Source organism: Streptomyces sp. NRRL S-87 (assembly GCF_000719335.1).
Taxonomy (GTDB): Bacteria; Actinomycetota; Actinomycetes; order Streptomycetales; family Streptomycetaceae; genus Streptomyces.
Window position 1 is genome coordinate 51,654 of record NZ_JOGB01000017.1, and the last position, 15,756, is coordinate 67,409.

The window sequence follows — 15,756 nt, forward strand, 5'->3', positions numbered from 1 at the left end:
ATGGGTGACGTACTGGCCGGAAATCATGCCGTCTGGGAGTTCGGTTCGGACTCGGTGGTCATCCGCTTCGAACGGGGGATCAGGACACCGCGCCTCTGGGGCGCACTGGGCCAACGACGCGTGCCCTACGCGGCGTTGTCCGACGTCACGCTCACTCCCGGGAAGCGGGACACGCTCGTGTGGCGCGCCGTGCCGCGTCCGGGTGCCGATCCGCTGGTGGAGGCGGCCGCGGGCCAGCTCAGGGAGACGGGCGACCCGTACCGGCTCGTGCTGCCCGCCGACCGGGCCGAACCGGCGGCGGGACTGGCCGAGAACCTGCGCTCCGCCCTGGGGTCCGACCGGGACGAGGCGACGAATCGTTTCCTCGTCGAACCGCCCGAGGGACCCCGGCAGTTCAAGGGGTACGACGCACGGGCCGCGTTCGACGGCTCCGCCGTGACCCTGCGCTGGTCGCGCACCGGGGCCTCCAGCACCAAGTGGAAGGCCGGCGACCAGTACGTGCCGCTGGAGGCGCTCTCCGGCGTCGAGTGGCGCTCCCCCGAGGCCCCCGGCGGGCACCTGCGGCTGGTCCGGCGCGGCGGTCCCGCCGCCGGGGACGCCACCGTCCCGCCCGACCTGGACCCGGACACGGTGCTGTTCGGGATGGGCGGCGGGGCGGTGCACGAGTCCCTGCCGTTCGCCGCGGCGGTGCTGCACGCGGTACGGGCCAAGGGGCCGGCGCTGCCGGTGGCGGCGGTACGCCCGGGGCGGGGCGACCCGGCCGACATCGCCGACCGGATCCGCCACCTCGGGGACCTGCACCGCGCGGGGCTGCTCACGGACGACGAGTTCACGGCCAAGAAGGCGGAGCTTCTCGCTTTGATGTGAGGGGCCGGGGATCCGGGCGGGCGGACTGGCCGGGTCGAGGGGGTCAGCCCTGCTCGCGCGCCAGGGACGTGAACGTCATGTCCGGGTAGCGGGGGCCCGTGACCTGGTCGGCGACGGGCTCCAGGAGCGCCAGCTCCGCCGCGCTCAGCGTGATGCGGGTCGCGGCCGTGTTCTCCAGCAGGCGGGTGCGCTTGCGGGTGCCCGGGATCGGTACGACGGCCAGTCCGTGCACCTGCGCCCGCTGCTGCACCCAGGCCAGCGCGATCTGCGCCGGGGTCGCCCCGTGCGCGGCGGCGACGGTCCGGACCGGCTCGAGCAGGGCGGCGTTGGCCTTCGCGTTCTCCCCCGTGAAACGCGGCTGGCTCCGCCGGAAGTCGCCGGCCGGCAGCTCGGTGCCGGCGTCGGAGAAGGAGCCGGTCAGGAAGCCCCGGCCGAGCGGCGAGTACGGCACGAGGGCCACGCCCAGCTCCGCCGCCGCGCCCACCGCGCTCAGCTCCACGTCCCGGCTGAACAGCGACCACTCCGACTGCAGCGCGGCGATCGGGTGCACGGCGTGCGCCTCGCGCAGCTCCGGACCGGTCACCTCGCTCAGACCCAGGTGCCGCACCTTGCCCTCGGCCACCAGCTCGGCCATGGCCCCGACCGACTCGGCCAGCGGCACGGCGGGGTCGCGGCGGTGCATGTAGTAGAGGTCGATGGTGTCGGTACCGAGCCGCTTCAGGCTGGCCTCCACGGCCCGCCGGACGTACGCCCGGTCGTTGCGGACGCCCCGGTACGCGGGGTCGTCGGCGCGGCGCTCGATGGCGAACTTGGTCGCCAGCACGACCTCGTCGCGGTGCGCGGCGAGGAAGGGCGCCAGGAACTCCTCGTTGGCCCCGAGGCCGTAGGTGTCGGCCGTGTCGAAGAGGGTGACCCCGACCTCGAGCGCGGCTTCGAGCGTGTCGCGGGCGGCGGTCTCGTCGGTGTCTCCGTAGAACTCGCTCATGCCCATGCAGCCGAGTCCCTGCACGCCGACCAGCGGGCCGTGCGCGCCGAGCGCGACCCGGCCGATCCCGTTCTGCTCCATCTGCTCCATCTGCTCCGTCCGCTCCATCAGGGCCGTGCCTTCCCGTAGATGACGTCGATCTTGTAGTCGAGCGAGGCGAGCGCGTCGGTCAGCTCCGCGATGCGCGCCGTGACGTCCCGGCGGGTCCGCTCCAGCAGTTCGCGCCGCTCGTCGACGGTGTGCCCGCCCTGGCGGACCAGCTCCGCGTAGCGGACCATGTCGGCCACGGACATGCCGGTGGCGCGCAGCTTGCCGACGAAGGCGAGCCAGTTCAGGTCCTTGTCGGTGAACCGCCGCTGCCCGGAGTGGGTGCGGTCCACGTGCGGCATCAGGCCGATGCGCTCGTACCAGCGCAGGGTGTGCTGGCTCAGTCCGGTGCGCTCGGCCACCTCGCGGATGGTGTAGCGGGCCTCGGTCAGGCCGGCACGGGTCCGGGTCGGGCTGGGACGGGTCTCGGTCGGGCTGCGGCGGGTCTCCGTCAGGCTCATGGCTTCACGCTAGATCCCTAGAGCGCACTCCAGGCAAGTGCCACCGGCGGGGGATCGGGCGGGACCTTGCGGGCGCGGGCGAGGAAGTAGGCTCGGCGCCATGGAGAGCCTGCGCATCATCGACACCTGGCCCGTGCCCACCGCCGCCGCGGCCGTCGTCCGGGCGGACGGGACCGTGGCCGGTCGGCACGGACCGGTCGACCACCGCTTCCCGCTGGCCTCCGTCACCAAGCCGCTGGCCGCGTACGCCGCGCTCGTCGCGTACGAGGAGGGGGCGATCGAGCTGGACGAGCCGGCCGGCCCCGAGGGCTCCACGGTCCGCCACCTGCTGGCCCACACCAGCGGCCTGGCCTTCGACGAGCACCGCGCGATGGCCCCGCCCGGAACGCGCCGGCTGTACTCCAACGCCGGCTTCGAGGTGCTGGGTGACCACATCGCCAAGGCCACCGACATCCCCTTCGCCGAGTACCTGCAGCAGGCGGTGCTGGAGCCGCTCCGCATGACCGCGACGACGCTGGACGGCTCGCCCGCGAAGGACGGCGTCTCGACGGTGTCGGACCTGGTGCGCTTCGCCGCCGAGCTGCAGGCCCCGCGGCTGCTGGACCCGCGGACGGTGGCCGCGGCCACCACCGTGGTGCACCCGGGCCTGAAGGGCGTCCTGCCCGGCTACGGCAGCCAGTCCCCCAACGACTGGGGCCTGGGCATGGAGATCCGCGACGGCAAGTCGCCCCACTGGACGGGCGCCGCCTCCTCGCCGCGCACGTTCGGGCACTTCGGCCAGGCCGGCACCTTCCTGTGGGTGGACCCGGACGCGCGCGCCGCCTGCGTGGCGCTGGCGGACCGGGCCTTCGGCCCGTGGGCGGTCGAGGCCTGGCCGCCCTTCACGGACGCGGTCCTCGCCGAACTGCGCTCCGCGGCGCGCTGAGGCGGTACGCCCGCGCGTGCGACGGTCCGGCGCTCCACGTCACGGTGACATAGTTCACACGGTCATCTCCTGACGGTCTGCCGGGTTCCGCCGGAAAAGCCCCATTGCCGCCCACCGACGGATCGCTAGATTCCGGTTCTCATCAGCCACCCCCCACTGGCCGAGAGAAAGAGAACCGGTGCGCACGCGCAGAATCTGGATGACGGCCGCGGCCGTCACGGCAGGGATCACCGGCGCCCTCACCCTGTACGGGGTGACCGGCACGGGCGGACTCGACGAGGGGCCCGCGGACGCGCGGCCGCCGGTCACCGGGCCCGTGGTGTCCGAGGTGCGCACCTCGGCCCTGACCGTCTCGGGCACGGAGGCGTCGTACCGGGACGAGGACACCGCGCCCTTCTCGATGCTCGCGGTCTCCTGGGACGACCCGCACCGCCGGGTCCCGGGCACCATCAGGGTCCGCGCCCACTCCACGCGCACCGGCCACTGGACGAAGTGGCTCACCCTCGGTTCCGAGGACGGGGCCGCCTCCGACGGCGCCGGCCGCCCCGGCCTGCGCGGGGTCTCCGAGCCGGCCTGGACCGGACCCTCCGACGGGGTCGAGGTCCGGGTCGCGGGCCGCGGCGGCGCCCTGCCCGCCGGGCTCCGGCTCGACCTGGTCGACCCGGGCAGCTCCCGCGTCGTACGCGCCGAGCCCGCCGCGTACGCCGTGGACACCGTGGACACCGTGGACACCACCGGCGACCCGACCGCCCCGCCGACCGCGGACCAGCCGACCGCACCCACTCCCGACGCCACGGAGACCGCCGGGGCCACGGAGCCGCCCGGGGCGACCGCCTCCCCCACCGCACCGGAGCCCACCGCGCCCGGGCCGACCGCCACCACCGCGGCGCCCGGCGGCAGCCCGACCCCGACCGCGTCGGCCCCCATCCCCAGCCCCACGCCCACCGCCCCGGACTCCACCGCCCCGCGCCCGGACATCGTCACCCGCGCCCAGTGGGGCGCCGACGAGACGATGAACGACGAGGCCCCGCAGTACGGCTCCGACGTCAAGGTCGTCTTCGTCCACCACACCGCGCAGACCAACGACTACGACTGCGCCGACTCCGCGGCGATCGTCCGCGGCCTGCACACGCTGCACGTGAAGACCAACGGCTGGAAGGACCTCGGCTACAACTTCGTGGTCGACAAGTGCGGCACGGTCTTCGAGGGCCGCAAGGGCGGCGCCGACCTCCCGGTCATCGGCGCCCACACCTACGGCTTCAACACCGACACCACCGGCATCGCCGTGATCGGCAACTACACCGACGCCGACGCTCCGTCCCCCGCCAAGGAGGCCGTCGCCCGCATCGCCGCGTGGAAGCTCGGCCAGTACCGCCACGACCCGCTCGGCACCACGACCATCACCGCGGCCATCGACAACGGCAAGTTCAAGCCTGGCACGAACGTCGTGTTCCAGCGGATCTCCGGCCACCGCGACGGCTTCGCCACCGAGTGCCCCGGCACCGTCCTGTACGGGCAGCTGCCCGTCGTCCGCACCTGGGCCGGGGGCCCCGTGGCGGGCCTGGCCGTCCGCTCCGTGGGCGGCGCGAACCTTTCGGGGAGCACGTACTACACCAGGGGGCAGGTGACGGTCGGCTGGTCCGCCACCACCCCGGCCGCCCTGGTGTCCGGCTACGAGGTGCTCGTGGACGGCAAGTCCGCCGCCGGCGCGCCCGGTTCGGCCGCCTCCGCGGCCGTGGCGCTGGCCCCCGGCAGCCACCAGGTGCAGGTCCGCGCCACCCACCTGTCGGGCCGGACCTCCGTCTCCGCCCCGGTCACCGTGGTCGCCGAGACCACCGCTCCGACCTTCCCGACCGCCCCGTCCCTCGCGCTGCGCACCGGCACCGTCAACACGACCGCCGTACCGCTCACCCTCGCGTGGAAGGCAGCCGACGACGCGGCGCTGCGGTACGTGAAGCTGACCGCCCCCACCGCCGTCACCTACCTCCCGACCACCACGAGTTCGGCCCGCACCGCGCCGGCCGGCACCGCCACCACGTTCGCGATGACGGCGTACGACCGGGCCGGCAACACCCGCACGGCCTCGGTCGCCGGCACCCCGGTCGTCCTCCAGGAGACCGCGGCCGTGAAGTCCGGGAGCTGGAGCAGCCGCGCCAACTCCTCCTACCTGGGCGGCACCTCGCTCTCCTCGGCCACCCCCGGCGCGAGCCTGAGCTGGACCTTCACCGGCCGTTCGGTGGCGTGGACGGTCTCGCGCGCCACCGGCTCGGGCCAGGCGTACGTGTACGTCGACGGGGTCAAGGCCGCCACGGTCGACCTGCGTTCGGACACCGTGAAGTACCGGGACGCGCTCTACACCAGGTCCTGGGCCACCAGCGGCACCCACACCTTCAAGGTCGTCGTCGTGGGAACCGCCGGCCGCCCGACCGTCACCACCGACGGCATCGTCTACCTGAAATGAGCCCCCGGGCTGAAACGAACCCCCGGGCCACCCCCTAGGGAAGCTCCCAGACGAGCAGCTCCCCCGCGGACTCCGCCACGATCTCCAGGCCCTTCCCGCCGGTGATCCGCGCGGAGTCCCCGGGGCCGAGCGGCTCACCGCCCAGCCGGTGCTCCCCGCGCACCACGTGCACGTAGGCGCGCGGGGCGTCCGGCACCGCCGTGCGCTCGCCCGCCGCGGGCCGCCGCACGTGCAGCACCGCCCCCGCCGCCGGCACGGGGTACGGCGTCCCCTCCGCGAGGCCGCGCTCGACCGCGTACGAGGGCTCGCCGCCCGGTACCTCGGGGGCGAGCCACATCTGCACGAAGACCAGCGGAGATTCACCGTCGTTGCGCTCGACGTGCCGCACACCCGCGGCCGAGCCCAGCCGCTGCACGTCGCCCGGGCGCACCTCGGTGGCGTGCCCGGCACTGTCACGGTGCGTGAGCACGCCCTCGACCACCCACGTCACGATCTCGGTGTGGCTGTGCGGGTGCTCGTCGAACCCGGCGCCCGGCGCCAGCCGCTCCTCGTTGCAGGCCATCAGGGGGCCGAAGCGGAGGTTGTCCGGGTCGTAGAAGCCTCCGAAGGAGAAGGCGTGCCGGGTGTCGATCCCGGCCTCCCGGTCCCCGCCCGGATACCGTTCCGCACCACGTCGCACATCAATCATGGGAGCACCGTAGACCCCGGGGCTCCGCCCAGGCGTCCGGATAAGGCAGTCTTGTCCCGTGCCAGAACCCGAGCGTGAGCATCTCCCCGCGCACCCCGCCCATCCCCACGCCGCGACGCTGCGACGGCTCGAGAAGTCGTCCGGCCGCCTCGCCGCGAACGCGATCGCCCGCATGGACGAGACGCTGCCGTGGTACAGGGCCATGCCGCCGGAGAACCGCTCGTGGATCGGTCTGGTCGCCCAGGCCGGCATCGCGGCCTTCACCGAGTGGTTCCGGCACCCCGAGACCCCGCAGGCCATCTCCACCGACGTCTTCGGCACGGCTCCGCGCGAGCTGACCCGGGCCATCACGCTGCGCCAGACCGTGGAGATGGTCCGTACGACGATCGAGGTCATGGAGGCCGCGATCGAGGAGGTCGCCGCCCCCGGGGACGAGTCGGTCCTGCGCGAGGCCCTGCTGGTGTACGCCCGCGAGATCGCCTTCGCCACCGCCCAGGTGTACGCGCAGGCCGCCGAGGCACGCGGCGCCTGGGACGCGCGGCTGGAGTCGCTGGTGGTCAACGCGGTGCTGTCCGGCGAGGCCGACGAGGGCGCGCTGTCCCGGGCCGCCGCACTGGGCTGGAACTCGCCCGAACACGTCTGCGTGGTGCTGGGCACGGCGCCCGACGGGGACAGCGAGCTGACCGTCGAGGCGATCCGGCGGGCCTCCCGGCACGCCAAGCTCCAGGTGCTCACGGGCGTGCTGGGCGACCGGCTGGTGGTCATCGCGGGCGGCAGCGACAACCCGCTGCAGGTGGCGAAGTCCCTGATCGGCCCGTTCGCGGCCGGTCCCGTGGTGGCCGGCATGGTGGTGCCGGACCTGCTGACGGCCACCCGCTCCGCGCAGGCCGCGGCCGCGGGCCTCAAGGCCTGCTCGGCGTGGCAGGACGCGCCCCGGCCGGTGTTGGCGGACGATCTGCTGCCGGAGCGCGCGATCGCCGGAGACCCCTCCGCGCGGGAGCAGCTGGTGGAGGAGATCTACAGACCGCTGGAGGAGGCCGGGTCCGCGCTGCTGGAGACCCTGAGCGTGTACCTGGAGCAGGCGAGCAGTCTGGAGGGAGCCGCGCGGATGCTGTTCGTGCATCCGAACACCGTGCGCTACCGGCTCCGACGTGTGACGGACGTCACCGGGTGGTCGCCGTCCGATGTACGTTCGGCGTTCACGCTGCGGATCGCCCTGATCCTCGGGCGTCTGGCCGAGGGCGACGCCCAACCCTAGACTTTTGTTGAACATCAACAATTAGCCCATCGGTTCTTCGTCCCTGTCCCCACGGGCGGCGGGGACCGTCGACAAGAGAGAGTGTGAGAGTGCTCGTACTCGTCGCTCCCGGCCAAGGCGCTCAGACGCCCGGCTTCCTGACCCCCTGGCTCGAACTGCCCGGCGCCGCCGACCGGCTCGCCGCGTGGTCCGAGGCCATCGGGCTGGACCTCGCCCACTTCGGCACGAAGGCCGACGCGGACGAGATCCGCGACACCGCCGTGGCCCAGCCGCTGCTCGTGGCGGCCGGCCTGCTCTCGGCCTCCGCCCTGGGCACCCTCCAGCCGGGCGCGGTCGCCGGCCACAGCGTCGGCGAGATCACCGCGGCCGCTTACGCGGGCGTCCTCGACGACACCACCGCCCTGCGCCTGGTCCGCACCCGCGGTCTGGCCATGGCCGAGGCGGCCGCCGTCACCGAGACGGGCATGGCCGCGCTGCTCGGCGGCGAGCCCGAGGTCGTGCTCCCGCACCTGGAGAAGCTGGGTCTGACCCCGGCGAACGTCAACGGCGCGGGCCAGATCGTGGCCGCCGGCACGGCGGAGCAGCTCGCCGCGCTCGCCGAGGACAAGCCGGAGGGCACCCGCAAGGTCGTCGCCCTCAAGGTCGCGGGCGCCTTCCACACGCACCACATGGAGCCCGCGGTGGCCGCGCTCGACGCCGCCGCCAAGGAGTTGGCCCCGGCCGACCCGCGGTTCACGTACGTGTCGAACAAGGACGGCCAGGTCGTGGCCACGGGCGCCGAGGTCGTCGCCCGGCTGGTCGGCCAGGTCGCCAACCCCGTCCGCTGGGACCTGTGCATGGACACGTTCAAGGAGCTCGGTGTCACCGGTCTCCTGGAGGTCTGCCCCGGTGGCACCCTGACGGGTCTGGCCAAGCGCGCCCTGCCGGGCGTCGCGACGCTGGCGCTGAAGACCCCCGACGACCTCGAGAAGGCCGCCGCGTTCGTCGCCGAGCACACGGCCTGAGACAAGGAGCCCTCACCGCATGTCGAAGATCAAGCCTGCCAAGGGCTCCCCGTACGCCCGCATCCTCGGTGTCGGCGGCTACCGACCGACCCGTGTGGTGTCCAACGACGTCATCCTCGAGAAGATCGACTCGTCCGACGAGTGGATCCGCTCGCGCTCCGGCATCGCGACCCGGCACTGGGCCTCCCCGGAGGAGACCGTCGCGGCGATGTCGGTGGAGGCCTCCGGCAAGGCCCTGGCGGACGCCGGCGTCTCGGCGGACCAGATCGGCGCCGTCATCGTCTCGACCGTCTCGCACTTCCGGCAGACCCCGGCCGTCGCCACGGAGATCGCCGACCGGATCGGCGCCCACAAGCCGGCCGCCTTCGACATCTCCGCCGGCTGCGCCGGCTTCGGCTACGGCCTGACGCTGGCCAAGGGCATGGTCGTCGAGGGCTCGGCGGAGTACGTACTCGTCATCGGCGTGGAGCGGCTCTCCGACCTGACCGACCTCGAGGACCGCGCGACGGCCTTCCTGTTCGGTGACGGCGCGGGCGCCGTGGTCGTCGGCCCCTCGAACGAGCCTGCCATAGGCCCGACCGTCTGGGGTTCCGAGGGCGACAAGTCCGAGACCATCAAGCAGACCGTCCCGTGGGACCAGTACAAGACGGGCGACCGCTTCCCGGCCATCACGCAGGAGGGCCAGGCGGTGTTCCGCTGGGCCGTCTTCGAGATGGCCAAGGTGGCCCAGCAGGCACTGGACGCGGCCGGTCTCACCCCGGACGACCTGGACGTCTTCATCCCGCACCAGGCAAACATGCGGATCATCGACTCGATGGTGAAGACTCTGAAGCTGCCGGAGCACGTCACGGTCGCCCGTGACGTGGAGACCACCGGCAACACCTCGGCCGCCTCGATCCCGCTCGCGATGGAGCGGCTCCTGGCGACCGGAAAGGCGAAGAGCGGGGACACTGCTCTCGTCATCGGCTTCGGGGCGGGTCTCGTGTACGCCGCCACGGTCGTTACTCTCCCCTAGGCACTCCGGATCTTCCGGACTCACGCCACCGCACCACCCTTTTCACACCAGCTAATTCGAAGGAGCGCCAAATGGCCTTCACCCAGGACGAGATCGTCGAGGGTCTCGCCGAGATCGTGAACGAGATCGCCGGCATCCCGACCGAGGACGTCGCCCTCGAGAAGTCCTTCACGGACGACCTGGACGTCGACTCGCTGTCCATGGTCGAGGTCGTCGTGGCCGCCGAGGAGCGCTTCGACGTCAAGATCCCCGACGAGGACGTCAAGAACCTGCGCACCGTCGGCGACGCCGCGGACTACATCCTCAAGCACCAGGCCTGATCGAGCGCGCTCGTCGCCACCCGGCGGTGACGCCGGGACAATTCAGCACCCCAATACACGTGGAGAAAGAATTCCTGTGAGTCCGACCAATCGCACCGTGGTCGTCACCGGTATCGGCGCAACCACTCCGCTGGGTGGCGACAGCGCGTCGACCTGGGAAGGCCTGCTCGCCGGCCGTTCCGGGGTCAAGCCCCTGGAGGGCGAGCGCTTCGCCGACCTGCCGGTCCGCATCGCGGCGCCGGTGGCCGTCGACCCGGGCGAGGTTCTGCCCCGCCCCGTGGCCCGCAAGCTGGACCGCTCGGCGCAGTTCGCGCTGATCGCGGCCAAGGAAGCCTGGGCCGACGCCGGTTTCACCGCCCCCGCGGGCGAGGACCCGGCCGTGGTCCCCGAGCGTCTGGGCACCGTCATCGCCTCCGGCATCGGCGGCGTGACCACCCTGCTCGACCAGTACGACGTACTGAAGGAAAAGGGTGTGCGCCGGGTCTCCCCGCACACCGTCCCCATGCTCATGCCGAACGGCCCGTCCGCGAACGTCGGCCTGGAGGTGAACGCCCAGGCGGGCGTGCACACCCCGGTCAGCGCCTGCGCGTCCGGCGCCGAGGCCATCGGCTACGCCGTCGAGATGATCCGCACCGGCCGGGCCGACGTGGTCGTCGCCGGCGGCACCGAGGCGGCCATCCACCCGCTGCCCATCGCCGCGTTCGCCAACATGATGGCGATGTCCAAGAGCAACGACGAGCCGGAGAAGGCCTCGCGCCCGTACGACAAGGGCCGTGACGGCTTCGTCCTCGGCGAGGGCGCCGGTGTCGTGGTCCTGGAGTCCGCGGAGCACGCGGCCCGCCGCGGTGCCCGCGTCTACTGCGAGGTGCTCGGCCAGGGCCTGTCGGCCGACAGCCACCACATCGCGCAGCCCGAGCCCACCGGCCGCGGTGTCGCCGCCGCCGTGCAGAACCTGCTCGACAACACCGGTCTGAAGCCGTCCGAGGTGGTCCACCTCAACGCGCACGCGACCTCCACCCCGCAGGGCGACATCGCCGAGATCAAGGCCCTGCGCAAGGTCTTCGGCGACGACCTCGACCACGTCGCGATCTCGGCGACGAAGTCGATGACCGGCCACCTGCTGGGCGGCGCCGGCGGCATCGAGACCGTCGCGACCGTGCTCGCGCTGCACCACCGCCTCGCCCCGCCGACCATCAACGTCGACGACATCGACGAGGACATCGACGCCGACGTCGTCACGGGTGAGCCGCGCAAGCTCCCCGAGGGCCAGATCGCCGCGATCAACAACTCGTTCGGCTTCGGCGGCCACAACGTGGTCCTCGCCTTCCGCACGGTCTGATCCGCGTCCACACGCGCAGAAGGGGCCCCGTCCGGCACTCGCCGGGCGGGGCCCCTTCGCACGTCGTGGGGCCCGGGCGGGTCAGACCACCTGGTGCAGCCAGCGCACCGGGGCCCCCTCGCCCGCGTACCGGAAGGGCTCCAGCTCGTCGTCCCACGGCTTGCCCAGCAGCCGGGAGATCTCCGCCTCCAGGACGGTCTCGCCGCCGGCCGCCCGGACGAGGGCGGCGCGCAGCCGGTCCTCGGGGATCAGGATGTCCCCGTGGATGCCCGTGACGGCGTGGAAGATGCCGAGGTCGGGCGTGGAGCTGTAGCGCTCGCCCTCCGCGGTGGCGCAGGGCTCCGCCGTCACCTCGAAGCGCAGCATGTGCCAGCCGCGCAGGGCGGAGGCCAGCTTGGCCGCCGTACCCGGTTCGGCCTCCCAGGAGAACTCGGCCCGCCAGGTGCCCGGCGAGGCGGGCTGTCTGATCCAGTCGAGGTTCACCCGCACCCCGAGCACGCCCGCAACCGCCCATTCCACGTGCGGGCAGAGCGCGCGCGGAGCGGAGTGCACGTACAGAACTCCACGTGTCGTCACCGGGACCTCCAGTGTGGGACGAGGTTCGCCTTCCCCAGCGGCCTCGTGCCGGTGCCGCTCCCGAGGTCACCCATAGTAAACAGCATCGGGAGTGAATCTCCTGAAAACGGACAGTATGTGACGTGATGTAATTTACGGAACCGCTCGGGCGTCGCGCCACTGGAAGCTGCGGCGGACTCGCCACTGGGGAAAAGCTACCGTGCGCCGGGCACCCAGGTGTGACGTACGGTCGGTCCAGGAGCCCGGAAACACCGAGCTTTCACTCAGCAGGACGCCCGCGGAACGCCGTACGCCGGCGGGGGAGGGGAGCACCGCATGCGCAGTCCCGAACGGACCCGGAACGCCCGGAGCGCTCTCGGCAGAGCCGCCGCGGGGGCGCTCGTGCTGGTCGCGGCGGTGTCGGGCTGCTCCGTGCCGGGGGACGGGGACGGTTCGGGGGCCGGTGGCAGGAGCGCCGCGCGGCCCAGGCCGAAGGCCACCCCTGAGTGGAAGGCGAATCCTTCCTCCATCGCCGCTGTGGGTGACTCCATCACCCGGGGGTTCGATGCGTGTTCGGTGCTGGCGGACTGCCCCGAGGCCTCGTGGGCCACCGGGAACGACCCGTTGGTGCACAGTCTCGCCAGCCGGCTGCTGGGGGACGCCCGTGCGGCGGGCCGCAGCTGGAACTTCGCCCGGACCGGCGCCCGGATGGCTGACCTGCCGGGCCAGATGGAGGAGGCCGCCCAGCAGCGCCCGGAGCTGGTGACGGTGATGGCCGGCTCCAACGACGCCTGCCGGGCGACCGCGGGGGCGATGACGCCGGTGTCCGATTTCCGGACCGGGTTCGAGCGGGCGCTCAAGGAGCTGCGCGCCCGGTCGCCCAGGACCCAGGTGTACGTCTCCAGCGTGCCCGACCTGCTGCGGCTGTGGGAGCAGGGGCGGGGCAGCGCGCTGGGGCGGCGGATCTGGAGCCTCGGGGTGTGCCCGTCGATGCTGGCCGATCCCCAGGCGCTGGACGCGCCGGCGGTGACGCGGCGCCAGAGGGTGCGCGAGCGGGTGGTGGCGTACAACGACGTGCTGCGGGACGTGTGCGGGAAGGACCCGCTGTGCCGGTACGACGGCGGAGCGGTCTTCCGGTACCCGTTCACGGCGGAGCAGCTCAGCCGCTGGGACTGGTTCCATCCGGGCAAGGACGGGCAGGCGCGGCTGGCGGAGCTGGCGCACCGGCAGGTGACGGCGGCCGCGCCGCCGAAGCCGTAGCGGGGAAGCCGGGGCGGGTGTCAGGGCCCGCCCCGGCTTCCGGTCTCGGGGGTCGGCTACGCGATGTCGATGCGGGCGGTCAGGCGGGCGTCCGCGAGGGAGTGGGCGGCCTGGATCTCGTACGCCCCGGGGATGCGGGTCCAGGCGTACGCCTCCTCGTCCCAGATCTCGAACGTCCGGGCCGGCAGCGGGATCTCCACCTCGGCGCTCTCGCCTGGCCCGGCCTCGACCCCGGCGAAGGCGGCCAGCCAGCGCGCCGGGCGCTCGACCGGGTCTCCGACGGGCGCGGCGTACAACTGGACCACCTCGCGGCCGGGGCGGCTGCCGGTGTTGCGGATGCGGACCCGGACCGCCGTGGCGGTGACCTCCAGGGACTCGTACGCCCAGGCCGTGTAGCCCAGTCCGTGCCCGAAGGGGTACGCGGGCGCGGTGCCGGTGCGGTCCCAGGCGCGGTAGCCGATGAAGAGGCCCTCGGCGTAGTCGAGCCGGCCGCCGGTGGGGACGGCCCCGGTGACGGGCGCGTCGGCGAGCGCCACCGGCCAGGTGGTGGGCAGCCGGCCGCCGGGCTCGGCGTCCCCGAGGAGCACGTCGGCCAGCGCGGCCCCGCCCTCCTGCCCGGGGAACCAGCTCAGCAGCACCGCCGCGACGTCCTCGCGCCAGGGCAGTTCGACCGGGGAGCCGGCGTTGACGACCACGACGGTGTTCGGGTTCGCGGCGGCCACGGCACGCACCAGGTCGTCCTGGCGGCCCGGCAGGCGCAGGTCGGTCCGGTCGAAGCCCTCGGACTCGACGCGCTCGGTGGTGGCGACGACCACGACGGCGGTGTCGGCGGCCCGGGCGGCGGCCACGGCCTCGGCGATCAGGGTGTCGGGGTCCTGGCGCGGGCCGAGGTGCAGCAGGGAGAACATGAGGGCCTTGAGCGGGGCTCCGGACAGGTCGGGGGCCTGGTAGCGCAGCGAGACCTCGACGGGCTCGCCGGCGGTGAGGTGCAGCCGGGCACGCTCGCTGGGGGCGCCGAAGAAGGCCTCGAAGGGGTCGGCCTCGTCGCCCATGAGCTGGACGCCGTCCCACAGTTCGGTGCCGTCGACGGTCAGGGTGAAGGCGCCGAGCCCGCGGGTGCCGAAGGCGTGCTCGCCGCTCTCGCGGGGCACGAAGGTGCCGGTGACCTCGATCTCGGCGAGGGTGGCGTACGAGACGCCGGCCGGCAGGTCGTCGCCGATCCACTGGACCTGGCCGCTGGGCAGGGAGTCCTCGCCGAGCACGTTCCCGGCGGCGTCGCGGCAGACCGCGCGCAGTTCGAAGCCCTGGTCGGCGGGGGCGAGCTCGTCGCTGGGGTCGGCGCCGACGGCGAAGGTCAGGGCCCCGTCGGGCAGGGCGGCGGTGAGTCCGTCGAGCGGGGAGACCACGCGCGCGGGGAAGACCGTGGCGGAGCCGCCGCCGAGGACGCGGGCGTCGCGGGCGGCGGCGCCGAGCAGCGCGACCGTACCGCCGGGGGCCAGCGGGAGGGCCTCGCCCTCGTTCCGTACCAGGACGAAGGAGCGGGCGGCCAGTTCGCGGGCCAGGGCCTCGCCGTCGAGGGCGGCGGGCGGCTCGGCGACCACCGGTGGGGCGCCTTCCAGGGCCCCGACGCGGGCGGCCAGCCGCAGGACGTTGCGGACGGCGGCGTCGACCTCGGCCTCGTCGGCCTCGCCGGCGCGGACGGCGGCGGCGAGCGCGGGACCGTAGACCGTCTGCGGGCCGGGCATGGCCACGTCGAGGCCGCCGGCGAGGCCGCCGGTGGTGGAGCGGGCGGCCATCCAGTCGGAGACGTTGAAGCCGTCGAAGCCCCACTCGCCGCGCAGGACCTCGTTCACGAGGTGGCGGTGCTCGGTCATCGTGGTGCCGTTGACCTTGTTGTAGGCCGTCATGATGCCCCAGGGGTGGGCGTTCTCGACGATGGCCTCGAACGGGGCGAGGTAGAGCTCGCGCAGCGGGCGCGGGGCGATGGCGTTGTCGACGGTGAAGCGGTCGGTCTCGGCGTCGTTGCCGACGAAGTGCTTGACCGTGGTGCCGACCCCGCCCTCCTGGACGCCGCGGACGTAGCCGGTGCCGATCAGGCCGGTGAGGTACGGGTCCTCGGAGTAGCACTCGAAGTGGCGGCCGCCGAGCGGGGTGCGGTGCAGGTTGACGGTGGGGGCGAGCAGGACGTGCACGCCCTTGCGGCGGGCCTCCTGGGCGAGCAGCCGGCCGGCGCGGCGGGCGAGCTCGGGGTCCCAGGTGGCGGCCAGGGCGGTCGGGGAGGGCAGGGCGACGGAGGGGTCGTCGGCGGTCCAGCGCACGCCGCGGACGCCGATGGGGCCGTCGGACATGACGACGGAGGCGAGCCCGATCTCGGGGAGGGCGGGCAGGCTCCACATGTCCTGGCCGGCGAGCAGCCGGGCCTTGGAGTCGAGGTCGAGCTCGGCGAGGGCCGCTTCGACGGCGTCGGTGCGGGCCTGATCGGCCGCGGCCTGCGCGGCTGCAGGGGTCGTGGGGTGTGCGGTGCCGGCCAC

14 protein-coding genes are annotated in these 15,756 nt (G+C 73.6%); 9 read left to right on the forward strand and 5 right to left on the reverse strand.

What is annotated here, in order from left to right; all coding sequences use genetic code 11:
* The gene (locus IF43_RS0113090) at positions 1 to 867 is read left to right on the forward strand and encodes a DUF4429 domain-containing protein (RefSeq protein WP_030198773.1); all 867 of its coding nucleotides are present in this window, start codon (positions 1 to 3) and stop codon (positions 865 to 867) included.
* Between the two features lie 43 nt (positions 868 to 910).
* Here IF43_RS0113090 and IF43_RS0113095 read toward each other — a convergent pair whose 3' ends face one another.
* Positions 911 to 1,933 carry an aldo/keto reductase gene (locus tag IF43_RS0113095; RefSeq protein ID WP_030198775.1) on the reverse strand — a complete coding sequence of 341 codons (1,023 nt, stop codon included), beginning with the start codon at positions 1,931 to 1,933 and terminating at the stop codon, positions 911 to 913.
* 26 nt (positions 1,934 to 1,959) lie between these two features.
* Positions 1,960 to 2,400, reverse strand: a complete 441-nt coding sequence (locus IF43_RS0113100; RefSeq protein WP_030198777.1) for a MerR family transcriptional regulator — start codon at positions 2,398 to 2,400, stop codon at positions 1,960 to 1,962.
* Between the two features lie 100 nt (positions 2,401 to 2,500).
* Here IF43_RS0113100 and IF43_RS0113105 point away from each other — a divergent pair, with 100 nt between their 5' ends.
* Together IF43_RS0113105 and IF43_RS0113110 are read left to right on the forward strand one after the other, a co-directional pair.
* A complete protein-coding gene (locus IF43_RS0113105) occupies positions 2,501 to 3,325 on the forward strand; it encodes a serine hydrolase (protein WP_030198780.1) in 825 nt (274 codons plus the stop codon).
* Between the two features lie 178 nt (positions 3,326 to 3,503).
* A complete protein-coding gene (locus IF43_RS0113110; RefSeq protein WP_078910125.1) occupies positions 3,504 to 5,786 on the forward strand; it encodes a peptidoglycan recognition protein in 2,283 nt (760 codons plus the stop codon).
* 34 nt (positions 5,787 to 5,820) lie between these two features.
* On the opposite strand, the gene IF43_RS0113115 is transcribed toward IF43_RS0113110, so the two are convergent.
* Complete coding sequence (locus IF43_RS0113115) at positions 5,821 to 6,474, reverse strand: pirin family protein (protein ID WP_030198792.1); 654 nt, start codon at positions 6,472 to 6,474, stop codon at positions 5,821 to 5,823.
* A 58-nt stretch (positions 6,475 to 6,532) separates the two neighbouring features.
* On the opposite strand from IF43_RS0113115, the gene IF43_RS0113120 reads away from it, so the two are divergent.
* The 5 genes from IF43_RS0113120 (at position 6,533) to fabF (ending at position 11,410) form a co-directional block, all read left to right on the forward strand.
* Entirely contained in the window at positions 6,533 to 7,732 is a 1,200-nt protein-coding gene (locus IF43_RS0113120; RefSeq protein ID WP_030198801.1) for a CdaR family transcriptional regulator, read from the forward strand.
* Positions 7,733 to 7,821: 89 nt separating this feature from the next.
* A complete protein-coding gene (locus tag IF43_RS0113125; protein WP_030198806.1) occupies positions 7,822 to 8,736 on the forward strand; it encodes an ACP S-malonyltransferase in 915 nt (304 codons plus the stop codon).
* Positions 8,737 to 8,755: 19 nt separating this feature from the next.
* Positions 8,756 to 9,751: a ketoacyl-ACP synthase III gene (locus IF43_RS0113130; protein WP_030198809.1), complete on the forward strand. Its 996-nt coding sequence runs from the start codon at positions 8,756 to 8,758 to the stop codon at positions 9,749 to 9,751.
* A 71-nt stretch (positions 9,752 to 9,822) separates the two neighbouring features.
* Positions 9,823 to 10,071, forward strand: a complete 249-nt coding sequence (locus IF43_RS0113135; RefSeq protein WP_030198813.1) for an acyl carrier protein — start codon at positions 9,823 to 9,825, stop codon at positions 10,069 to 10,071.
* A 76-nt stretch (positions 10,072 to 10,147) separates the two neighbouring features.
* Positions 10,148 to 11,410, forward strand: coding sequence for a beta-ketoacyl-ACP synthase II (gene fabF / locus IF43_RS0113140; protein WP_030198820.1), 1,263 nt, complete (start codon positions 10,148 to 10,150; stop codon positions 11,408 to 11,410).
* An 81-nt stretch (positions 11,411 to 11,491) separates the two neighbouring features.
* Here the strand turns inward: fabF and IF43_RS0113145 are convergent, their stop codons facing one another.
* Positions 11,492 to 11,986 carry a DUF3145 domain-containing protein gene (locus tag IF43_RS0113145; RefSeq protein WP_030198822.1) on the reverse strand — a complete coding sequence of 165 codons (495 nt, stop codon included), beginning with the start codon at positions 11,984 to 11,986 and terminating at the stop codon, positions 11,492 to 11,494.
* A gap of 315 nt (positions 11,987 to 12,301) precedes the next feature.
* Here IF43_RS0113145 and IF43_RS0113150 point away from each other — a divergent pair, with 315 nt between their 5' ends.
* Complete coding sequence (locus IF43_RS0113150; RefSeq protein ID WP_030198825.1) at positions 12,302 to 13,225, forward strand: GDSL-type esterase/lipase family protein; 924 nt, start codon at positions 12,302 to 12,304, stop codon at positions 13,223 to 13,225.
* Positions 13,226 to 13,281: 56 nt separating this feature from the next.
* Here IF43_RS0113150 and IF43_RS0113155 read toward each other — a convergent pair whose 3' ends face one another.
* On the reverse strand, positions 13,282 to 15,756 hold the full coding sequence (locus IF43_RS0113155; RefSeq protein WP_030198828.1) for a glycoside hydrolase family 3 protein: 2,475 nt from the start codon (positions 15,754 to 15,756) through the stop codon (positions 13,282 to 13,284).